Source organism: Methylocystis sp. IM3 (assembly GCF_038070105.1).
Classification (GTDB): domain Bacteria; phylum Pseudomonadota; class Alphaproteobacteria; order Rhizobiales; family Beijerinckiaceae; genus Methylocystis.
The window spans coordinates 1186916-1206771 of sequence record NZ_JBBPBZ010000002.1 but is presented as its reverse complement, the minus strand read 5'-3'; the positions used below and the strand labels follow the sequence as shown (position 1 = coordinate 1206771).

The following is a 19856-nucleotide window of genomic DNA, read 5'->3' as shown; positions in this document are numbered from 1 at the left end:
CTCCTCCTCCGTCGTTTGCGTGGTTTCGTTCCTTGCGCTCAAGCGGCGAAGGGCATGGATTCAGGCAGTAGATTTCTTACAATCAACACACTGATCACCTCCTTATCGGCAGCGACAATGCCCTTGATGAACGACCTGGATAAGTCCGATGCTACCTCGGGGGTCGGCTGGATCGCGTCCGGACTGATGGTCATGATGTTCGAGACCGCCTCGACGAGGAGACCCACTATCTGTCCATTGCTGTGAACAACAATCACCGCGTGGCGAGCCGTCGGCTCTTTCACAGGAAGGCCGAGCCGTGCGGCAAGGTCGACGACGGGCAGCACGGAGCCGCGAAGGTTGATGACGCCGCGCACGAAGGACGGCGCATGCGGGAGCGGCGTCGCCGGAGTCCAACCTCTGATCTCCCGCACCGCAATGATATCGATGCAGTAAGTCTGTTCGCCGACATGAAAGGCGATGAACTCCTGTGGTTCCACGCCTTGCGCCGCCTGAATTGTCGCGCCGCTCATCTTCAGAATTCCTCCCAGTTTCGGGTATCGACGGCAGGCTCCAGTTTGCGCGCCGTCGCCGCGCCTCGCGGCTGAGACGCGATGCGGCTTATCTTGCTCATGCGTTGGGGGCTGCTTTTCGAAAAGGGCGCGGCGCCGTTCGAGCGGCCGATCGTGAAAATCGAGACAGCCTTGATCACGTCTCCGATCTCCTCTTCCAGGCTCCGCGTCGCAGCCGCCGTCTCCTCGACCATAGCGGCGTTTTCTTGCGTGAATTTATCCATCTCGCCGAGCGCGCCGTTGACTTCCAGTAACGCGGCGGATTGCTCCTTTGCCCCGCCTGCGATGTCCGCGGCGATCTCGTTCGCGCCAGTCACCTGCGTAACGATCCGCGCGAGGACTTCTCCTGTCTGGGAGACGAGCTGCACACCGTCGCGCACCTGAATCGTCGAGCCTGCAATAAGGCTCTTGATTCCCTTCGCGGCCTCCGCGGATCGCTGAGCAAGCGCGCGCACCTCGGAAGCGACTACGGCAAAGCCTCGCCCTGCCTCGCCTGCGCGCGCGGCTTCTACACCTGCGTTCAGGGCGAGGAGATTGGTCTGGAAGGCGATCTCGTCGATCACGCCGATGATCTGCTCGATCTCGGCAGACGACTTCTCAATCCGTTCCATCGCCCGAATGGCCTGCCGGACGACGTCGCTGCTCGCCTCGGCATTATTGCGAATGTCCGAAACCAGTGCGCTCGCTTGCTGGGCGTTTTCCGATATCTTGCTCACGGTGGTGGTGATGTGGCCCAGCGCGGCCGTGGTTTCCTCGAGGCTTGCCGCCTGCTGGGATGTGCGCTCGGAAAGCGTGCGGGACGCGGACGCAATCTGATCGGTCGACGAACCGAGCTTGTGCATGCCCGCAGTTGTTGCGCTGAACGTTTTATTCAGCCGATCGACGCTCTCATTGTAGCACTCGCGGAGCTTCTCGTAATCTGGAGAAAATCGCGTCTCCAGGCGAACGCCGAGGTTGCCGTGGGACAACTGTATGAGCGCGTCGCAGAAAGTCTTCATGAAGAATTCGTGCGCTGCGGCATAGCCCCGCGACATCTCTTCCCCTTCGGACTTGCTTTTCTCGCTGGCTTCTCTCATGGCTGCAAGATCCATGATCGCCTGGTCTGCGCGCGCCCGGAGCGTCTTGCGCATGTTTTCCACCGCATCCACGGCCGGGGAATCGAAGCCTGCTCCAAGGGAAAGAGGCGCGGAATATGCTTCGGTCTCGCAGGCGGCGAGCGCTTCGCTGAGGGCGCCGTCGAGCAGGGCTTGCTCCTCGCGCGTGACGGAGGCGAGGACATAAATTGAAAGAGCCATTGTCGCGACGACAAGCGTTGCAAACCATGGATGAGCGAGGAGCGCCGTGGCGGAGTAGCCCATTCCTAGCAGCAGCCACGGTGTAATCGAGAGACCTGTTACCGGTGCGATCAGTCTGAGCAAAAGCCGCATTATTTCCTCTTACGAAACCGATGAAGCCATGCAGGTCGATGCGACGCCGGCAGAATTGCCGGCGTGTCTGAAAAACCTGCCTCGAGGAGGCGCTCATTGATGCGAGGGGGAATTCCGGATCGTACCGGCATGTCGGTCGCGGCTTCATGCCTTTGGCCGCCTCTCAGGCGCCAATCCCGACATCGTCACCTTATAGCCGCCGGGGGTTAAGCGAAGCTTAGATTTCGGCGCGCCTGATCTATTTTGGTCTGTTACTGCACTAGCCGACGTTTTCCATGCGCGCGCCGAACGCGTCGGCAATCGCCGCCTGCGACTGCGCGACGGCGTTCTTCGCCGGACGTACGGCGGTCTGGCCGGATCGGAAGCGAGAAACGCTGGTGGCGAGCTGGTTCGACTCGGACTTCAGATTGGCGGCTGCGGCTGTCGCTTCCTCCACCATTGCCGCGTTCTGCTGAGTAACGTGATCCATCTGCGTGACTGCCTGGTTGATCTCTGTGAGGCTCGACGCCTGGTCTTCAGACGATGTCGCGATTGCGCCGACAAGTTTATCGACTTCCGTTACTCTGGCGACGATGCCCGAAAGAGCCTCGCCGGTATCGGCGACCGATTTCACGCCGCGGTCGACATGGCTGGAGGAATTGGCCAGCAGGCTCTTGATGACTTTCGCGGCTTCCGCCGAGCGTTGCGCCAGGACGCGCACCTCCTGCGCGACGACCGCGAAGCCGCGTCCGGCCTCGCCGGCGCGAGCCGCTTCGACGCCGGCGTTGAGGGCAAGAAGATTTGTCTGAAACGCGATCTCGTCGATCATGCTCAGAGTCCCGCTTATCTTCTCGAAGCTTTGCTTGATTTCCGCCATGGCGACATTGGCGTCCTGCATGACTTCCGAAGAGCGGGACGCGTCCACGCGCGCGCCGGCGACAATCCCTGCGACCTTTTTTGCGCCGAGCGCGTTTTGCTTGACCGCATCAGTGATCTGGTTGAGGGCCGCCGCAGTCTCCTCGAGGCTCGCGGCCTGCTGCTCGGTCCGGCTGGACAAATTGTCAGATGCGGCCGCTATTTCCTGCGACGTGTCATGGAAACTGTCGGCGGCCGCGGCGATTGAAGACATCGCCTCATCGAGGCTGTCGAGCGCCTTGTTGAAATCACGCCGCAGCTGTTCGTAATGGCCCGAGAACTCTTTTTCGATCTTTGCGGTGAGATCGCCCGCCGCGAGCCGCCGGAGACTGTCGCCGAAATCGGAGAGCACGTCTCGCTGCTCGGTTTCGACCGCCGCGCGATCCCGGTCGGCCTGACGCCGGCGCTCCTCCAGGGCCTCGAGATAGACCGCTATCCCTACGTCCAGATCGAGCAATGTCGCCTTCGCCAGGGCGCCGACTTCCCCGGCGATCTGCCGTGCGGTGGTTCCCCTGGCGGCGAAGACGGTTTTGGGCCAGCGCGCTTCGATGACTTTTGCAATGAGCGTCGTGAGAATGAGGGCATAACCGCCGATGTACCAGCGCGGCTCGAGGCCGAGCCGCGCATGAGCCCGCCCCACTGCGGCGCCGGCTTCCGCGAATCTGACGCCAAAATCAGCGCTGGCGATGTCCGCCCAATGCTGCATCTGCTTCTGCTTTGCGGCTTCGGCTCTCTTCATGTCGGAGAACAGAGCGCGTGTTCCTGGATGCGTGCTCACATGACGATAAAATTCGTCGAAGGTCGAGGAGAGCTCTTTTTCCAATATCGGCCTTATCGCGATAAGATGCCGTCGCGCGGCGTCGTCCAGACCGATAAAGGCGATCCGGTCGATCACGTCGGGCAGGTCGGTCATGGCGTTTTCCTCGGGCAAGAACATTTGCTTTGCAATGGATGGCGCAAAGCCCTCGCTCCTTTAACGCCACGTGGATTGCGCAGGGATTGCGCCGGCCGGCCAGCTGGAAGCCCGCCGGAAAGAGGCAAGGGCTGGGGCGACGAACTCCTGCGCGCTTCTCGCGCCTGCACGCAAAAAAACGCCCGGGCGGGGCCCGGGCGAGTTGGAAGAAGGGAGGTTCCTATTGATCCTTTTTCCCACTATCGCTCTGGTTACGACAGCGCGTCCATGGCCAATTACCGCGCGTTTTCCGCCATGCGCGCGAAACGCGCTAGTTGTTGACCATCGCTCTTCCTGAGATGGAGCCCATGGCCTATTCACTGATGATACACGGCGGCGCGGGTGCAATCGACGCGCCGGAACGCTACGCGCCATCGTTGCGCCGGATCGTCGAGACCGGCGCCGGGCTGCTCGAGAAAGGGGCGAGCGCCCTCGACGCGGTCACCCGCTGCGTCGCCCTTTTGGAGGATGATCCGCTATTCAACGCCGGGCGCGGCGCGGTGCTGAATGCGGCGGGGGAAAGCTGCTGCGACGCCTCCATCATGGATGGCCGCAACCTCGCAGCTGGAGCCGTCGCGGGGGTCAAGGGGGTGCGAAACCCCGTGCTGCTGGCTCGCCTTGTAATGGAAAAGACCCCGCATGTTTTCCTGATCGGCCCCGGCGCCGAGAATTTCGGGCGCGCCCATGGAATCGCTTTCGAAGAGCAGGATTATTTCGTCACCCCGGAGAGGCGGGCGCAGCTCGCCCGCGCGAAGGCGCGGCGTCAGATGTCGCTCGATCACGCCGACCCCCTGAGCGGCAAGCTCGGAACGGTCGGCGCGGTCGCGCGCGATAGCGCGGGCGATCTCGCCGCGGCGACTTCGACCGGCGGCCTTGTCAATCAGATGAGCGGACGCGTCGGCGATTCGCCGGTTATCGGGGCCGGAGTTTACGCCGACAACGCCTCCTGCGCGATTTCCTGCACGGGTGCAGGCGAGGATTTCCTGCGCACGTCGCTGGCCCGCACCGCCGCGCTTCTTGTTGAAAAACATGGACTTTCTGCCCCGCAGGCGGCGCAGGAGGCAATATCCTATCTCGTGCGCAAGGTGCGGGGCTCGGGCGGGCTCATCATCGTGGATCGCGACGGCAGGTGTGGCGCCGCCCGCTCGACGCCCGGCCTGCTGATTGCGCAGGCGGAAAACGGGATCGTTCGGGTTGGCATGGAGGCGCAGACATCAGCTTGACTGTCGAGCGCCACAGGAGGAGCCGCGGGAAGACGCTTCACGCGGCTTCTCCCGTCAAGTCAGCTAATTGTAAAAGGCCACGCAGACCCGGCGGCCCTCGTAATCCCAGCCCCATTTCGCGCAGCGCTGGGGCGGAGCTGTCGCGGCGCCCACGACCGCGCCCGTCGCCGCGCCGATCGCGGCGCCCGCGAGGGTGCCGCCCGCGCGGCCATCGGAGGCGAGCGCGCCGATGCCCGCGCCGCCCAGACCGCCGATCACGGCGCCGCCTGCGGCGCGCTCGCCCGGCGAATTGCAGCCCATCAGCGGCGCCGTCATGGCGACCGCCGCGGTCAGCAGCAGAACCTTCTTCATGCCTGTCTCCCGTTGGAGGATGACGCCCGAGGCGCGTTTGCCTGCGCCTGTCGAAGCGCGGCCGAAGGTTAAAGAAGGGGCGCGGCGATCGCTGTCGCCCAAATGCAACACGCCTGAGAATCCCCGCCTTCCCGGGCGCGCCCCGTTTGGGCGAGGATGAGAAGCCGCTGCGGGCCTTGGGCTTTGAGGCCAAATTTGCTAGCAGCAGGCGTTAGAGACATTCAGCAAAGGACAGGAAATGGACGCCGCCACTCGCGCCGAGGAATTTCGCCGCCGTCTGGACGCGGCCGCCGTGGCGACGGAAGCGACGCTGGACGCGCTTCTCTCGCCGACCGCGCTGCCGGACGAAATCACGCGGCCGGCGCGCTTGCTCGAGGCCATGCGCTACACAACGCTCGGCGGCGGAAAACGGCTGCGCCCCTTTCTGGTCATCGAAAGCGCGCGCCTCTTCGGGATCGAGGGCCCGGCCGCGCTGCGCACGGCCTGCGCGCTGGAAATGATCCATTGTTATTCGCTCGTCCACGACGATCTCCCGGCGATGGACGACGACGATCTGCGCCGGGGCCGCCCCACGGCGCATAAGGCCTTCGACGAGGCGACGGCCATTCTCGCGGGGGACGGGCTTCTCACCTACGCCTTCGACGTCGTCGCCGACCCGGCGACTCACGCCGACGCCGGTCTGCGCGCTGCGCTGGTGCTGGCGCTGGCGCGGGCCGCGGGGCTCGGCGGCATGGTTGGCGGCCAGGCGCTCGATCTTGCCGCGGAGACCGCCGCGACGCCGCTCGATCAGGCCGCGACGCTCGAGATGCAGGCCATGAAGACGGGCGCGCTCCTGCGGTTCGCCGTGGACGCCGGCGCCATCCTCGGCGCCGCCACGCCTGAGCAGGCCGAGGCGTTGCGGCGCTACGGCAAGGCGCTGGGCGCCGCCTTCCAGATCGCTGATGACATTCTGGACGCCGAGGGCGACACGGCGGCGCTCGGAAAACGCGCCGGCAAGGACGCAGAGCGCGGCAAGGCGACCCTCGTCGGGCTTCTCGGGCTCGAGGCCGCAAAGGCGCGCTGCGACGCGCTCGTCGATGAAGCGACTACGGCCCTCGCCGCCACGGGACTCGGCGACCGCACAGACACTCTGGCGGAAGCGGCGCGGTTCGTCGCCGCCAGACGCAGCTAAAGCGGCCGCCGATGTCGAGGGCGCCCGACGAAGACGCAAAAGGCCGGTCCCCGCTCCTTGCGCCATGGCGTATCCTCCGCGCCCATTACCGTCTGGCGCTCTGCGGCGTCGCCGGCGTCGCGATCGGCTGGGCGCTGCCCGCCACGGTCGACCGGTCCGCACTGGCGCTCGAATGGGCGCCCATGGAGCTCAGCGCGGTCACCCGCGGACTCATCGGCTGGGACGCCGCGATCCTCTTCTATCTGTTCGCAGCCGCGCGCATGATCATGCGTTCGACCCACGAGTCGATCCGCCGGCGTGCGATCCTGTCGGATGAAGGGCGCACCGCAGTTCTCCTTCTCACCGGCACGGCGACCTGCGTGGCCATCGGCGCGATCATCGCCGAACTCGGGCAATCGAAGAACCTGTTCTCCGATGAGAAGGGAGCGCATGTCACATTGGCGATCATGACGGTTTTCGGCTCATGGGCCTTCATGCATCTGATCTTCGCCTTCCATTACGCGCACGAATATTACAGCGAGGAGGCGATTGCGCCGCATATGGCGGCGGCGGCGCGCGGCGGTCTGCATTTTCCCAATACGCAGACGCCCCAATACATTGACTTCCTCTATTTCTCTTACGTGGTCGGGGTCGCCTGCCAGACGGCCGACGTCGAGATCTGTTCACGTACTATGCGCGCCGTCGCGCTGGTGCATGGCGTGGTGTCGTTCTTCTTCAATACCACCATACTGGCGCTGATGGTGAACATCTCCAGCCAGTTTGTTTGAACAGATGATCAAGTCGGCGTCTCAGGAAACGCGCGCCTGCCCCGCAATCCGTTCCTAACGCGCAAGCCTATCGAGAATAGACAAGACAGCCCTGAACCCCAGGAAACAGGCAAGAGTCGAGATGCTCAAATTAACGAGCGCTTGTCGTATATTGCCCATGCGGCGCAGGCGCATAAGTTCCGCCTGCAGCAAGAGCAAGGACACCACCACCGCGAAGACCAGGAGCGAAATATTTAATATCATTCACGAAGATCCTCTTCGCGTCGTTTTTACCGGGAGAGGCAATATTAACCTTAGCATTTTGCGTCATTCGTCGAAATAGACAAAATAGTCGCGGCGTCTCGGGCATCTCTAGTTTGTGGATCAACTATAACAATCGAGCGCCGCATCGTTGGCGGAAGCCTGAATCTGGATGGCGCATCATGGCGTTAGCCGCAAAAAGCCAAAGGATGAAAGCGATTGTCGTCGGCTCCGCCGGCAATCTGGTCGAATGGTACGACTTTTACGTCTATTCGGCCTTTTCGCTCTATTTTGCCGATGCTTTCTTTCCCGGCGACGATCCCCTGGCGCAGATGCTCTCGGCATCGGGGGTTTTTGCCCTTGGATTTTTCATGCGCCCGATTGGCGCCCTTGTCTTCGGCCGCATCGGCGACGGTCGCGGACGGCGACAGGCGCTGATGCTTTCCGTGCTGCTGATGTGCGCCGGCTCGCTCATCATTGCGCTAGCGCCGACATACGCGGCCATCGGCGCCGGAGCGCCGGCGCTGCTCCTCTTCGCAAGACTCCTTCAGGGCGTCAGCCTCGGCGGAGAATATGGGTCGAGCGCTGCTTATCTTGCCGAAACCGCGCCGGGCTCTCACCGCGGTTTCTATTCGAGCTTTCAATATGTGACAATGATCGCGGGACAGCTTCTCGCGCTCGTCGTGCTGCTTTTGATCCAGAATATATTCCTCGACGAGCAGGCGCTCCGCGAATGGGGCTGGCGCATTCCTTTCGTCATAGGCGCTCTGCTCGCGGTCGTGATCCTGCGAATGCGCCGCGACCTTGCCGAGACGCCCGCCTACGAGGCTCTGGATCAAAAATCCCGCAAGGGTTCGCTCGAGGGGCTGCTGGCCCACAAGCGCGAGACCGCGACGGTCGTCGGCCTGACGCTCGGCGGCACCGTCGCCTTCTATGTCTATACGACCTACATGCAGAAATTCCTGAAGCTTTCGGCGGGCCTCTCCGCTGCCGAGACGACCTGGATTTCAGCGGGCTCGCTTCTCTTCGCGCTTCTTCTGCAACCGCTTTATGGCGCGCTGTCGGATCGCATCGGGCGCAGGCCCATGCTTGTCGCCTTCGGCGTGTTGGGAACGCTCTTCACCACGCCCCTGCTCATGGCGATCGAAAAGACCCGCGACGCCTGGACGGCTTTCGCGCTCGTTTGCCTGGCCTGGCTGATCGTCGGGCTGTACACTTCGATAAACGCCGTGGTGAAAGCCGAACTATTTCCCGCCGCCATCCGCGTCACGGGCGTCGCCCTGCCCTATGCCGCGACCGTCTCGCTCTTCGGCGGTTCGGCCGAATATGTGGCGCTTTGGCTGAAATCGCGAGGTCATGAAAGCTGGTTCTACTGGTATGCGAGCGCTGCAATTTTCGTGTCGCTCGTCGTTTACGCAACGATGCCAGAGACGAAGAAGAGTCCGCGTATCTGAACAACCGCGATGGAACCGCGGCTCGACCGCCACTTTCAAGAGCGCGCCAATGCATGAATTGGCTCTGACCGAACACATTGTCGACATCCTGGAAGACGAGGCGCGCAAGCAGGGCTTCAGCCGGGTTCGCGTCGTAAGACTGAGGGTCGGCGCCTTGGCCCATGTGGAGCCGGAAGCGCTGAGTTTTTGCTTCGACGCCGTCTCCCGCGGCTCGATTGCGGAAGGCGCGAAGCTGGACATCATCCGCGCGCCGGGCGAAGGTTGGTGTCTCGATTGCGGGAAAAGCGTCCCGCTGACGGAACGGTTTGGACCCTGTCCGGGCTGCGGCGGGCGGCATGTGCAGATGACGTCGGGCGACGAGCTGCGCATCGAGGAGCTGGAGGTCGACTGATGTGCGCTGTGTGCGGCTGCGGAACGGCCTCGATCGACGCGGTGGAAGGACAAGCTGACAAAGAGGGGCCGGCGCTCGCGGGGCGCGGCGACGCACATCCTCGCCATCATCATGACGACAGCCATCGTCACGACCACCATCACGACCATGCGCATGGCGCCCTCGCGCACGACCACGCGCAGGGCGAATTGCTTGACTTCGGCGCGGGGATCGCCGGGGTCCATGCGCCGGGATTGAGCCAGGACCGCATCATCCGCATCGAGCGCGACATTCTGTCCAAGAACGACGCGCTTGCGCGTGAAAACCGCAGCCGTCTCGCCGCAAGGGGCGTGCTCGCCCTCAATCTCGTTTCGAGCCCCGGCTCGGGCAAGACGAGCCTGCTCGTGCGCGCGATTGGCGATTTGCAACGTAAGCATCCCGTCGCGGTCATCGAGGGCGACCAGCAGACCTCGAACGACGCCGAGCGCATCCGGGCGACCGGCGCGCCGGCGATCCAGATCAACACGGGAAAGGGCTGCCACCTCGACGCCCATATGGTCGGCCACGCGCTGGACCGTCTCACGCTGCCCGAGAATGGCGTTTTGTTCATCGAAAACGTCGGCAATCTCGTCTGCCCCGCGGCCTTCGACCTCGGCGAGGCGCACAAGATCGTCGTGCTTTCGGTGACGGAGGGGGAAGAAAAGCCGCTCAAATATCCCGACATGTTCGCCGCCGCCGATCTCATGCTGCTGAACAAGTCCGACCTCCTGCCGCATCTCTCCTTCGATGTCGGCGCGTGCCTCGCCAATGCGCTGAGGGTCAATCCACGGCTACAGACGCTCGTCGTCTCGGCCACGACCGGCGAGGGCCTGGCTGCGCTTTACGCCTGGATCGAGGCGCGCATCGTGCGGGCGGCCGCCGGAGCGGGCTGACGCATGGCGCGCGTGGAGCCTCGGGAGGCGTTGCGCGACTCTTCGGATCGGCTGCGCCTGCGCGTGCGCGGGGCCGTGCAGGGCGTGGGCTTTCGGCCTTTCGCTCGGCAGATCGCCATGCGCTACGGACTGTCCGGCTTCGTGCGAAACGACGCCGACGGCGTGCTCATGGAGATTGAAGGCGCGCGCTGCGACGCCTTTCTCGCCGCCTTGCGCGATGAAGCGCCGCCCCTCGCGACAATCGACGCCATCCAGGTGGAGCGACTGGAGACGCGCGGCGACGCCGAGACTTTCAAAATCGTCGAGAGCGTCGGCGGCAAGACGACGACGCGCATGGTCGCCGACGCCGCGACATGCCCCGCCTGTCTCGACGATCTCTTCGACGCCTCGGGCAGGTTCCACCTCTATCCCTTCGTGACATGCACCCAGTGCGGGCCGCGCTTCACGATCACGTCCGCCCTGCCCTATGATCGGACGCGGACCTCGATGGCCGCCTTTCCCCCGTGTCCCGCCTGCGAGGCGGATTATGGCGACCCCGGCAGCCGCCGCTTCCATGCCGAGGCCATCGCCTGTCCGCGCTGCGGCCCGCGGCTCGATCACGATGTCGAAACGATCGTCGCCGCCCTACGGCAGGGGGCCATTGTGGCGCTGAAAGGGATCGGCGGCTATCATCTGATGTGCGACGCGCGCAACGAGGACGCCGTCGCGTCGCTGCGCCGGCGAAAGCAACGCGACGCCAAGCCCTTCGCCGTCATGGCCGCCAATCTCGCCTCCGTCGAGATTTTCGCCGCGCCCTCATCCGCGGAGCGCGCGCTGCTCGCGCATTCCGCCGCTCCGATCGTGCTGATCGAGTCTCCAGGCGCGCTCGCCCCCTCAGTGGCGCCCGGATTGCGGCGCATCGGCGTCATGCTGCCCTATGCGCCGCTGCACCATCTTCTCTTTCACGCCGCCGCGGGCTCCCCGTCCTCGACGGAGTGGCGCACGGCGGCGCATGAATTCGCGCTGGTGGCGACGAGCGCAAACCCCGGCGGCGAACCGCTCGTGACGGACGACGACGACGCCCGGCGTCGGCTTGCCGGCGTCGCCGATCTCATCGTCGGCCACGACCGCGCCATCGTCGCGCGCGCGGACGATTCCGTCATGCGCGTGGTCGACGGCGCGCCGACCTTTCTGCGCCGCGCGCGCGGTTTCGTTCCCGATCCGGTCGATCTCGGTACGGACGGTCCCTGCGTCGTCGCGCTCGGCGGGGGTCTCAAAACGACGATAACTGTCACGCGTGGACGCGAAGCCTTCGTCTCCCAGCACATCGGCGACCTGGACGACGTCGAAAGCGCCCGCTTTTTCGAAGAATGCCTTCGCCATCTGGTCTCGATTTTGGATGTTGCGCCGGAGTCCGTCGCTTGTGATCTCCATCCGGACTTCTTCTCGACCCGCCTGGCCGAGGACATGGGTCCGCCCTTGCTGCGCGTGCAGCATCACGCCGCCCATGTCGGGGCCATCGCCGCGGAGCACGGGATCGGGACGCCCGTTCTCGGCGTCGCGCTCGACGGCTATGGGATGGGCGACGACGGCGGCGCCTGGGGCGGCGAACTCATGTTGCTCGAGGGCGCGCGCTGGACCCGCCTCGGCCATCTTGCGCCCCTTCCCCTGCCCGGCGGCGATCGCGCGGCGCGCGAACCCTGGCGCATGGGCGTCGCCGCGCTCGCGGCGATCGGGCGCCTTGACCTTGCCGACAAGCTTTTTCCGCGAGAGCCGCGCGTCGCGAGGCTCGCGGATCGGCTGCGGCGCAGCGCGACGCCGACGACGACCAGCATGGGACGGCTGTTCGACGCCGCCGCGGCGCTCGCCGGAATTTGCCTCGAACAGGGCTACGAAGGACAGGCCGCCATGGCGTTCGAGGCGCTGGCGCGCGCGCCCCGAAAGCCGGAAAGGGGCTTCTTGCTCGAAAACGGCGTTCTCGATTTCTCGCCCGTCCTGTCCGAAATCGCGCAAGGCGGGCTCGATCGGCGCGAAGCGTCGGAATATTTTCACGGCGCGGTCATAGATGGCTGCGCCGCCTGGATCGAGGCGCAGGCGCGGACGCGCGGCCTGACGCGGGTGGCGCTCGGCGGAGGCTGCATGATGAATCTGATCCTGGCCGAAGGCCTGAGCGACGCGCTGCGCGCGCGCGGGCTCTCGCCGATGCTTGCGCGCAAGGCGCCGTGCAACGACGGCGGCCTGTCGCTCGGGCAAGCGGCGATCGCGCGGGCAGCCTTGCAGAGCATGAAACAGAAAGAGAGCGCGGCATGTGTCTAGCGATCCCCGTGCGCGTCACGGAGCTTCTTCCCGACGATATGGCGAAGGTGTCGCTCGACGGCGTCTCCAAGACCATCTCCGTCGCGCTTCTCGATGGTCTCAGCGTCGGCGACTATGTGATCCTGCACGTTGGCTTTGCGCTCTCGAAAGTGGACGCGACGGAAGCCGAGCGCACCCTGGCCATGATCAGGGAAATCGCAGGATCGGCGCAATGAAATATGTGGACGAATTTCGCGACGGCGCGCTCGCGCGCGGCCTTGCGCGGCGCCTCGCGGAGATCGCCCGGCCGGATCGCGACTATCGGTTCATGGAGTTCTGCGGCGGCCATACGCATGCGATTTCCCGCTACGGCCTCGAAGATCTCTTGCCCGCCAATGTGCGCATGATTCATGGCCCCGGTTGTCCGGTCTGCGTTCTGCCCGTTGGACGCATCGATGCGGCGATCGCTCTCGCCCGTGATCCTGCGATGACGCTGTGCACTTACGCCGACCTCATGCGCGTGCCGGCGACGGGAGGCGACAGCCTCATGAAGGCCAAGGCGGCGGGCGCCGACATCAGGATGGTCTATTCCACGCTCGACGCCATACGCATCGCCGAGACGGAGCCAGGGCGGGAGGTGGCGTTCTTCGCCATCGGTTTCGAGACGACGACGCCGCCGACCGCCCTCGCCATCCGTCTCGCCGCGAGAAGGAAGCTTCGCAACTTCTCCATCTTCTGCAATCACGTGCTGACCCCCGCCGCCATGCGGGCCATTCTGAAAAGCGGCGGCGCGGGACCCGATCTCGACGGATTCGTGGGACCCTCGCACGTCTCCGCCGTTATCGGCGTCAGGCCCTATGGCTTCGTCGCGGAGGAATTCGGCAAGCCCGTCGTCATCGCGGGGTTCGAGCCGCTCGACGTCATGCAGGCCATCATCATGCTGACGCAACAAGTCAACGACGGCCGCCGCGAGGTCGAAAATCAGTACTGCCGCGCGGTTTCCATCGAAGGAAACCTGAAAGCTCAGGGCGAGATGCGCGATATTTTCGAATTGCGCGAGAGCTTCGAATGGCGGGGCCTCGGGATGGTCGAAGCGAGCGCGCTGCGGCTGCGGGACGCCTACGCCTTTTATGACGCCGAGCGCCGGTTCGGAATAAGGACGCCGACCGCGCGCGACAATCCCGCCTGCGCGTGCGGGGCGATCCTGCGCGGCGCGAAACGTCCGCAGGATTGCAAGCTGTTCGGCACTGTGTGCACGCCGGAGACGCCGATCGGCTCCTGCATGGTGTCCTCTGAAGGCGCCTGCGCCGCGCAGTGGACCTATCGGCGCTTCCGGGAGCAGCCCACGACGACGGCCGCCGAGAGGATGGCCTCGTGACGCGGGAGAAGGCCTGGCGCCGCAGACTGGATCTGCGGAACGGCCGCGTCGATCTTTCGCATGGTGCCGGCGGCCGGGCCATGGGCCAGCTGATCGCCGAAATATTCCATGCCGCTTTCGATAACGACTGGCTCAGGCAGGGCGACGATCAATCCATCTTCGAGACGCCCAGGGGCCGCATGGCGATGACGACGGACGCCTTTGTGGTCTCGCCCTTGTTCTTCCCCGGCGGCGACATTGGCTCGCTCGCCGTTCACGGCGCGATCAACGATGTCGCCATGTGCGGCGCGCGGCCGCTCTATCTCTCCGCAAGTTTTATCATCGAGGAGGGGTTTGCGCTCGCCGATCTCGCGCGCATTGCGCAAAGCATGGGCGCCGCCTCGCGCGACGCCGGCGTGCCGGTCATTACAGGCGACACCAAGGTCGTGGAGCGCGGCAAGGCCGACGGCGTGTTCATTACCACGGCCGCCGTGGGGCTCGTGCCGGAAGGGCTCGAACTCTCCGGCGACAAGGCGCGACCGGGCGATGTCCTTTTGCTCTCGGGCTCGATCGGCGACCACGGCGTCGCCATCATGTCGAAGCGCGAAAATCTCGAGTTCGATTGCGATATCCTGTCGGATTCCGCGGCATTGCACGGCCTCGTCGCGACGATGGTCGCCGCCGCGGGTTCGTCGCTTCGCCTCATGCGCGATCCGACTCGTGGGGGTCTCGCTGCGACCCTCAATGAAATCGCCCAGCAATCGGGCGTCGGGTTCCGCATCGAAGAAGCCGCCATTCCGGTGCGGCCGGAGGTCGCGGCCGCCTGTCACCTGCTCGGGCTCGATCCGCTCAATGTCGCCAATGAAGGCAAGCTCGTCGCGGTCGTCTCCGCCGACGCCGCCGAGACGCTGCTCGGGGCGATGCGCGCCCATCCGCTCGGCCGCAGCGCCGCCATCATCGGCGCCGCCGTGGAGGATGACCGGCGCTTCGTCCAGATGACCTCGTCCTTCGGCGGCTCCCGCATCGTGGACTGGCTCGCGGGTGAGCAATTGCCGCGGATTTGCTAATCACAAAAATTCAGACCCGCGCCAGGCTTGGCGCGGGTCGACCTACCACAAACGATTAACTGGCGTTCATCAATTCATCAGAGCGCCCTGGCGTTGCAGCAGCGAGCCATGCACCCAGCCTTCAAGGCCGTCGAAATCGACCTTGCACCAGCCCTGGAGCCAGGTGGTCGTGCATTTCTTCACATCAACCTGGCTGTTCGGCGTCAGAACGCCAACCACAGAGTAGCTCTGTCCCGGCCCGCTGCGCATATAGGCGGCGTTGTTCGTGACAATAGGGGCGACAATCACGTCATTGCCTGAGGGGGCAAGCGTGTTCGCGTTAACAAAACCGTCGATGCCCTGATATTTCACATGACACCAATTGGCTTTCCAGCCAGCATTACAATTGACGACGTCGACCTCGCCGCCAACAGGGATGCGCCCGAGAACCGGGTAGGAATTGCCCGGACCCTTGTGGATCGTCGCAATGCTTGCAAGCGTATCGGCGATCGCCGAGGAGCCGGACAGGACAACGGCGAATGCTGCACATGCCGCCCATAAGCTCGATTTTCTCATTCCATTCCTCCCTTGATACAATGTTTACACAGTTCAAAGAAGTCGGCGCTTTCCTGCGGTAAAGCAAGACGCGGGGTGGCCATTTTGATCAACAACCGCCAATCAACCTTAAAAGGTAAAATGCCAATCTTCAACGCGCTCGATTTCGCGCGATCATGGATGATCGGTTTTTCGGAGGGCCAGCCCTGGTCGAGAACTCGGAGTTCTCGCGCCGCGCTGGTGGTACGGGACCGCGGCGACGGCTCTGAACGGCTTTGTCATCCGAACGCAATGCCTATCGGACGCCGCGCTGCCGAGAGGCGCTTTGGGAAAACCGCGCCGGACCAAACATCAAAGAAGAGATGAAGCATGAAAACACGAGATTGCCATGGAGTTTAATATCTTGACTGCGTCGACGCTCCATCAGCTTTCCATTCGACCGCATAAAGGCTTGCTGGAATGTTTTATTCGAATATCATGACAAAATGGACATGGAGCAGAAACAGAAACGTGTTCAAGGGTCATGGAAAGACACGGCAGAACAGATTTTTTACGTTTTTTCATCGACGACCTGCCTACAGCAGTGGCGATGTTCGATCGGGAGATGCGCTACCTTGCCGCGAGTGGCAGGTGGATCGACGATTATAGCCTGCCAACGCCCATCAAAGGGCTGCGCCATTACGACCTTTTTCCCGAAATCCCGGAGCGCTGGAAAGAACTTCACAGAAGGGCGTTAGCCGGAGAGTGCTTCAGCGCGGCAGACGAACGGTTTGATCGCGCAGACGGCGTGGTTCAATATGTCAGTTGGTCGCTACGGCCGTGGCGCGATGCGAGCGGAGAAATCGGCGGCATTGTCATCGCCTCGGAAGACGTCACCAAACAGAAGCTGTCCCACGAAGCCCTGCGGGAGAGCGAAGAGCGGTTCCGGGCGCTTGTCTTCGCCACATCCCAGGTGCTCTGGACAACCGGCCCGGATGGCCTGGTTACCAAGGAAAAAGTGCACCCTACGTGGCTCCAGTTCACCGGTCAGACAGTCGCGCAAGCCGCCGGGTGGGGCTGGCTCGAAGCGATCCATCCCGACGACCGTGCGCGCGTCGAACCCGTTTGGCGGCGCGCAGTCGAAACGAAGACGCTCTACGTCGTGGATTATCGGGTGCGTCGGTGCGATGGCGAATATCGGTGGATGGCCGCAAAAGGGGTCCCACTGCTATACCCCGATGGCAAAGTGCGTGAATGGATCGGCGCGAACACCGACATCAGCGAGCGTGAATTCGCCATTCAAGCCCTGCATGAGGCCAACCAGCGCAAAGATGAATTTTTGGCGACGCTGGGGCACGAACTACGAACGCCGCTCGCGACGATCCAACTAGCAATGGATGTAATGGGAAATGATTCGACCATAAACAAGAAATTCCAGACATTGTTTTCGAGGATGCAGAGACAGGTCCGGCATCTGACCAGGGTGGTGGAAGACATTTTCCAAGTGTCACGCATGGCATGCGGGCAAATCGATCTCAGGAAGGAACAGCGCGATCTCAATGAGATGGTGGCTCTCATCGAGGACTCTCACAAGGCCCAGTTCGAAAAGAAAGGCATAAAGCTGAACGTCATTCTCGCAGACAAGGCGTTGCCAATCAGTTGCGACGATGTTCGGATTAGCACCCAAGCAATCAGCAATCTCCTGGATAACGCCGCCAAATATACTGATCCAGGCGGGACGGTCGATTTGACCGTTTCACGCCAGGCCGACGAGGCATTGGTGAGTGTGCGCGACACCGGCGTCGGCGTTCGACCCGAGCAGATCAAATGGATCTTCGGACTGTTCAATCAAATGAAAAACGGTTCTGACAGAACTCATGAGGGGATCGGGATCGGCTTGGCGCTCGCACGAAAACTTATCGAACTGCATGACGGAACAATCGAAGCAAAAAGCGAGGGTTTGGGAAGAGGGAGTGAATTCATGGTTCGCCTCCCCCTGGCAATTCCCTGAGACTGCGGCAAGAAAGACGGCCAAAGCGAGCAGATAGGCCCGCAATAAAGATGCGCCGGGGCGTCGAGCGCGCGACGTGGCGCATTCGTCCTGATGGCGGCAATGGCTTCGCCTGTTTCAGCAAAGCTGAAGCGCCGCCGTGACAAATTGCTCCCGTGCGCCGGAAATGCGGTTCATTGTCGGAGAACCGAGAGGCTGCGAGACGGCGCGTCCTCAATTATCCAGGAAGCTTCGGAGCTTCCGGCTTCGGCTCGGATGTTTGAGCTTCCTGAGCGCCTTCGCCTCGATCTGGCGAATGCGTTCGCGCGTCACCGAGAACTGCTGCCCCACTTCCTCGAGCGTATGGTCGGTGTTCATGCCGATGCCGAAACGCATGCGCAGCACGCGCTCCTCGCGCGGCGTGAGAGAGGCGAGGACGCGAGTCGTCGTCTCGCGCAGATTGGACTGGATCGCCGAGTCGATGGGCAGAATAGCGTTCTTGTCCTCGATGAAATCGCCGAGATGCGAATCCTCCTCGTCGCCGATCGGCGTCTCGAGCGAGATCGGCTCCTTGGCGATCTTGAGGACCTTGCGCACCTTCTCGAGCGGCATGGCGAGCTTTTCGGCAAGTTCCTCCGGCGTCGGCTCGCGGCCGATTTCATGCAACATCTGACGCGACGTGCGAACGATCTTGTTGATCGTCTCGATCATGTGCACGGGGATGCGGATCGTGCGCGCCTGATCCGCGATCGAGCGCGTGATCGCCTGCCTGATCCACCAGGTGGCGTAGGTCGAGAACTTGTAGCCGCGGCGATATTCGAACTTGTCCACCGCCTTCATCAGGCCGATGTTGCCTTCCTGAATGAGGTCGAGGAACTGAAGGCCGCGGTTCGTATATTTCTTGGCGATGGAGATGACGAGGCGCAGATTGGCCTCGACCATTTCCTTCTTCGCCTGACGCGCCTCGCGCTCGCCCTTCTGCACCATGTGCACGATCTTGCGGAACTCGGAGATTTCGAGGCCCGTCTCGGTCGCCAGCGCATGGATCTCGGCGCGCAAATCCTTGATGCGGTCCTTCTCCTCGGCGACGAATTCCTTCCAGCCCCGCGAACCGAGCTTTGCGACGCGCATCACCCATTTCGGATCGAGTTCCGAGCCGTGAAACTTGTCGATGAAATCCTCGCGCGCGACGCCATGGCTGTCGGCGAGACGCAACAGCTTCGTCTCATAGCCGATCAGGCGCTTGTTAATGTCGTAAAGTTGCTCGACCAGCGCCTCGATGCGGTTCTGGTTGAGCGACAGGGACTTCACGTCCGTGACAATCTCTTTCTTTAACTGTTTGTATTTGCGCTCCTGCGCGGGCGTCAGCGTCTCGTTCTTGAGCTTGTTCTCGACATTCTGGTCCTGAAGGCGGCGCAGCTTCTTGTAGGCGTCGGCGACGCGCGCGAAGGTCTCCAGAACGCGCGGCTTGAGCTCCGCCTCCATGGCCGAGAGCGACACGGAATTTTCCATGTCCTCCTCTTCCTCGAAGGATTCCTCGGCGGGCGCGCCCTCGGCGAGCCCGGCCGGCGGCGTGCGCGGGGCGGTGGCGGGGGCCATTTCATCGCCCTCCTCTTCCTCGCCCGCGGCCTTGGCCGCCTTGCCCTCCGGTCCGGCGTAGGTCGCCTCGAGATCGATGATGTCGCGCAGCAGAACCTTTCCGGCCTCGAGCTCCTCGCGCCAGATGATGATGGCCTGGAAGGTCAGCGGGCTCTCGCAGAGGCCGGCGATCATGGCCTCGCGTCCGGCTTCGATCCGCTTGGCGATGGCGATTTCGCCCTCGCGGGAGAGCAGCTCGACCGAGCCCATTTCCCGCAGATACATGCGGACGGGGTCATCTGTGCGATCGGCGGGCTCGGAGGCGCGGGTCGCGACGGCGGTCGTCCGCGTGCTCTCGACGAGGTCGCCGCTCTCGGCCTCCTCCTCTTCCGCGGCCTGCTCCTCCTCCACGTCGTCAGGATCGTCGCCCTCGGAGACGGTGATGCCCATCTCGGACAGCATGGCGTAAACGTCCTCGATCTGGTCCGAAGACACCTCTTCGGACGGAAGGACGGCGTTCAACTCGGCGTAGGTGACGAAGCCGCGCTTCTTGGCGAGCTTGATCATCCGCTTGACGGCGGCGTCATTGAGATCGAGAAGCGGACCGTCGGCGGCGTCTACTGTCGCGGCGGCCTCGTTTTCGATCTTGTCTTCGTCTTTCTTGGCCATTCACAGCTCCACATGGTCCGCCCGCCGCCCTCCCTCACGGGGGTGCGGCGCGGACCTCGAACCTCTTCGACATGTT

Annotated in this window: 18 protein-coding genes; 12 read left to right on the top strand and 6 right to left on the bottom strand. The window is 63.4% G+C overall.

Going from position 1 to position 19856, the window contains the following annotated elements:
• Positions 1 to 38 precede the first annotated feature (38 nt).
• The 3 genes from WOC76_RS07680 to WOC76_RS07670 form a co-directional block, all read right to left on the bottom strand.
• On the bottom strand, positions 39 to 512 hold the full coding sequence (locus WOC76_RS07680; protein WP_341107845.1) for a chemotaxis protein CheW: 474 nt from the start codon (positions 510 to 512) through the stop codon (positions 39 to 41).
• Positions 513 to 514: 2 nt separating this feature from the next.
• The gene (locus tag WOC76_RS07675) at positions 515 to 1978 is read right to left on the bottom strand and encodes a methyl-accepting chemotaxis protein (protein WP_341107847.1); all 1464 of its coding nucleotides are present in this window, start codon (positions 1976 to 1978) and stop codon (positions 515 to 517) included.
• Positions 1979 to 2237: 259 nt separating this feature from the next.
• On the bottom strand, positions 2238 to 3785 hold the full coding sequence (locus tag WOC76_RS07670; RefSeq protein WP_341431353.1) for a methyl-accepting chemotaxis protein: 1548 nt from the start codon (positions 3783 to 3785) through the stop codon (positions 2238 to 2240).
• 317 nt (positions 3786 to 4102) lie between these two features.
• On the opposite strand from WOC76_RS07670, the gene WOC76_RS07665 reads away from it, so the two are divergent.
• The gene (locus tag WOC76_RS07665; RefSeq protein WP_341107853.1) at positions 4103 to 5047 is read left to right on the top strand and encodes an isoaspartyl peptidase/L-asparaginase family protein; all 945 of its coding nucleotides are present in this window, start codon (positions 4103 to 4105) and stop codon (positions 5045 to 5047) included.
• A 63-nt stretch (positions 5048 to 5110) separates the two neighbouring features.
• Here WOC76_RS07665 and WOC76_RS07660 read toward each other — a convergent pair whose 3' ends face one another.
• A complete protein-coding gene (locus WOC76_RS07660; protein WP_341107854.1) occupies positions 5111 to 5398 on the bottom strand; it encodes a hypothetical protein in 288 nt (95 codons plus the stop codon).
• 238 nt (positions 5399 to 5636) lie between these two features.
• Here WOC76_RS07660 and WOC76_RS07655 point away from each other — a divergent pair, with 238 nt between their 5' ends.
• The 9 genes from WOC76_RS07655 (at position 5637) to hypE (ending at position 15030) form a co-directional block, all read left to right on the top strand.
• A complete protein-coding gene (locus WOC76_RS07655) occupies positions 5637 to 6569 on the top strand; it encodes a polyprenyl synthetase family protein (RefSeq protein WP_341107855.1) in 933 nt (310 codons plus the stop codon).
• 11 nt (positions 6570 to 6580) lie between these two features.
• Complete coding sequence (locus WOC76_RS07650) at positions 6581 to 7336, top strand: DUF1345 domain-containing protein (protein ID WP_341107857.1); 756 nt, start codon at positions 6581 to 6583, stop codon at positions 7334 to 7336.
• A 449-nt stretch (positions 7337 to 7785) separates the two neighbouring features.
• Entirely contained in the window at positions 7786 to 9030 is a 1245-nt protein-coding gene (locus WOC76_RS07645) for an MFS transporter (protein ID WP_341107859.1), read from the top strand.
• A 49-nt stretch (positions 9031 to 9079) separates the two neighbouring features.
• Positions 9080 to 9421, top strand: coding sequence for a hydrogenase maturation nickel metallochaperone HypA (gene hypA / locus WOC76_RS07640; RefSeq protein WP_341107860.1), 342 nt, complete (start codon positions 9080 to 9082; stop codon positions 9419 to 9421).
• The gene (gene hypB / locus WOC76_RS07635; RefSeq protein ID WP_341107862.1) at positions 9421 to 10332 is read left to right on the top strand and encodes a hydrogenase nickel incorporation protein HypB; all 912 of its coding nucleotides are present in this window, start codon (positions 9421 to 9423) and stop codon (positions 10330 to 10332) included. Before hypA ends, hypB begins: the two co-directional genes overlap by 1 nt.
• A 3-nt stretch (positions 10333 to 10335) precedes the next feature.
• Positions 10336 to 12627, top strand: a complete 2292-nt coding sequence (gene hypF / locus WOC76_RS07630) for a carbamoyltransferase HypF (RefSeq protein ID WP_341107863.1) — start codon at positions 10336 to 10338, stop codon at positions 12625 to 12627.
• On the top strand, positions 12618 to 12842 hold the full coding sequence (locus WOC76_RS07625) for a HypC/HybG/HupF family hydrogenase formation chaperone (RefSeq protein ID WP_341107865.1): 225 nt from the start codon (positions 12618 to 12620) through the stop codon (positions 12840 to 12842). Before hypF ends, WOC76_RS07625 begins: the two co-directional genes overlap by 10 nt.
• Positions 12839 to 13984, top strand: coding sequence for a hydrogenase formation protein HypD (hypD, locus tag WOC76_RS07620; protein ID WP_341107867.1), 1146 nt, complete (start codon positions 12839 to 12841; stop codon positions 13982 to 13984). Before WOC76_RS07625 ends, hypD begins: the two co-directional genes overlap by 4 nt.
• On the top strand, positions 13981 to 15030 hold the full coding sequence (gene hypE, locus WOC76_RS07615; protein WP_341387857.1) for a hydrogenase expression/formation protein HypE: 1050 nt from the start codon (positions 13981 to 13983) through the stop codon (positions 15028 to 15030). The genes hypD and hypE overlap by 4 nt, the downstream gene beginning before the upstream one ends.
• Before the next feature lie 69 nt (positions 15031 to 15099).
• On the opposite strand, the gene WOC76_RS07610 is transcribed toward hypE, so the two are convergent.
• Complete coding sequence (locus WOC76_RS07610; protein WP_341107869.1) at positions 15100 to 15585, bottom strand: SH3 domain-containing protein; 486 nt, start codon at positions 15583 to 15585, stop codon at positions 15100 to 15102.
• A gap of 75 nt (positions 15586 to 15660) precedes the next feature.
• Between WOC76_RS07610 and WOC76_RS07605 the strand changes: the two genes are divergently transcribed.
• Both WOC76_RS07605 and WOC76_RS07600 read left to right on the top strand, forming a co-directional pair.
• Complete coding sequence (locus tag WOC76_RS07605; RefSeq protein WP_341107871.1) at positions 15661 to 15930, top strand: hypothetical protein; 270 nt, start codon at positions 15661 to 15663, stop codon at positions 15928 to 15930.
• A 157-nt stretch (positions 15931 to 16087) separates the two neighbouring features.
• Positions 16088 to 17554 (top strand): sensor histidine kinase, encoded by a 1467-nt coding sequence (locus WOC76_RS07600; RefSeq protein ID WP_341107872.1) that lies wholly within the window; start codon positions 16088 to 16090, stop codon positions 17552 to 17554.
• Between the two features lie 213 nt (positions 17555 to 17767).
• Here the strand turns inward: WOC76_RS07600 and rpoD are convergent, their stop codons facing one another.
• Complete coding sequence (gene rpoD / locus WOC76_RS07595; RefSeq protein WP_341107873.1) at positions 17768 to 19780, bottom strand: RNA polymerase sigma factor RpoD; 2013 nt, start codon at positions 19778 to 19780, stop codon at positions 17768 to 17770.
• Positions 19781 to 19856 lie beyond the last annotated feature (76 nt).

Bases quoted from the DNA above. Each gene is read 5' to 3' on its own strand.
- WOC76_RS07675 (WP_341107847.1), bottom strand. From the start codon at position 1,978: ATGCGGCTTTTGCTCAGACTGATCGCACCGGTAACAGGTCTCTCGATT.
- WOC76_RS07680 (WP_341107845.1), bottom strand. From the start codon at position 512: ATGAGCGGCGCGACAATTCAGGCGGCGCAAGGCGTGGAACCACAGGAG.
- WOC76_RS07650 (WP_341107857.1), top strand. From the start codon at position 6,581: ATGTCGAGGGCGCCCGACGAAGACGCAAAAGGCCGGTCCCCGCTCCTT.
- hypD (WP_341107867.1), top strand. From the start codon at position 12,839: ATGAAATATGTGGACGAATTTCGCGACGGCGCGCTCGCGCGCGGCCTT.
- WOC76_RS07645 (WP_341107859.1), top strand. From the start codon at position 7,786: ATGAAAGCGATTGTCGTCGGCTCCGCCGGCAATCTGGTCGAATGGTAC.
- hypA (WP_341107860.1), top strand. From the start codon at position 9,080: ATGCATGAATTGGCTCTGACCGAACACATTGTCGACATCCTGGAAGAC.
- WOC76_RS07655 (WP_341107855.1), top strand. From the start codon at position 5,637: ATGGACGCCGCCACTCGCGCCGAGGAATTTCGCCGCCGTCTGGACGCG.
- WOC76_RS07600 (WP_341107872.1), top strand. From the start codon at position 16,088: ATGGAAAGACACGGCAGAACAGATTTTTTACGTTTTTTCATCGACGAC.
- hypB (WP_341107862.1), top strand. From the start codon at position 9,421: ATGTGCGCTGTGTGCGGCTGCGGAACGGCCTCGATCGACGCGGTGGAA.
- WOC76_RS07625 (WP_341107865.1), top strand. From the start codon at position 12,618: ATGTGTCTAGCGATCCCCGTGCGCGTCACGGAGCTTCTTCCCGACGAT.
- rpoD (WP_341107873.1), bottom strand. From the start codon at position 19,780: ATGGCCAAGAAAGACGAAGACAAGATCGAAAACGAGGCCGCCGCGACA.
- WOC76_RS07670 (WP_341431353.1), bottom strand. From the start codon at position 3,785: ATGACCGACCTGCCCGACGTGATCGACCGGATCGCCTTTATCGGTCTG.
- WOC76_RS07660 (WP_341107854.1), bottom strand. From the start codon at position 5,398: ATGAAGAAGGTTCTGCTGCTGACCGCGGCGGTCGCCATGACGGCGCCG.
- WOC76_RS07610 (WP_341107869.1), bottom strand. From the start codon at position 15,585: ATGAGAAAATCGAGCTTATGGGCGGCATGTGCAGCATTCGCCGTTGTC.
- hypF (WP_341107863.1), top strand. From the start codon at position 10,336: ATGGCGCGCGTGGAGCCTCGGGAGGCGTTGCGCGACTCTTCGGATCGG.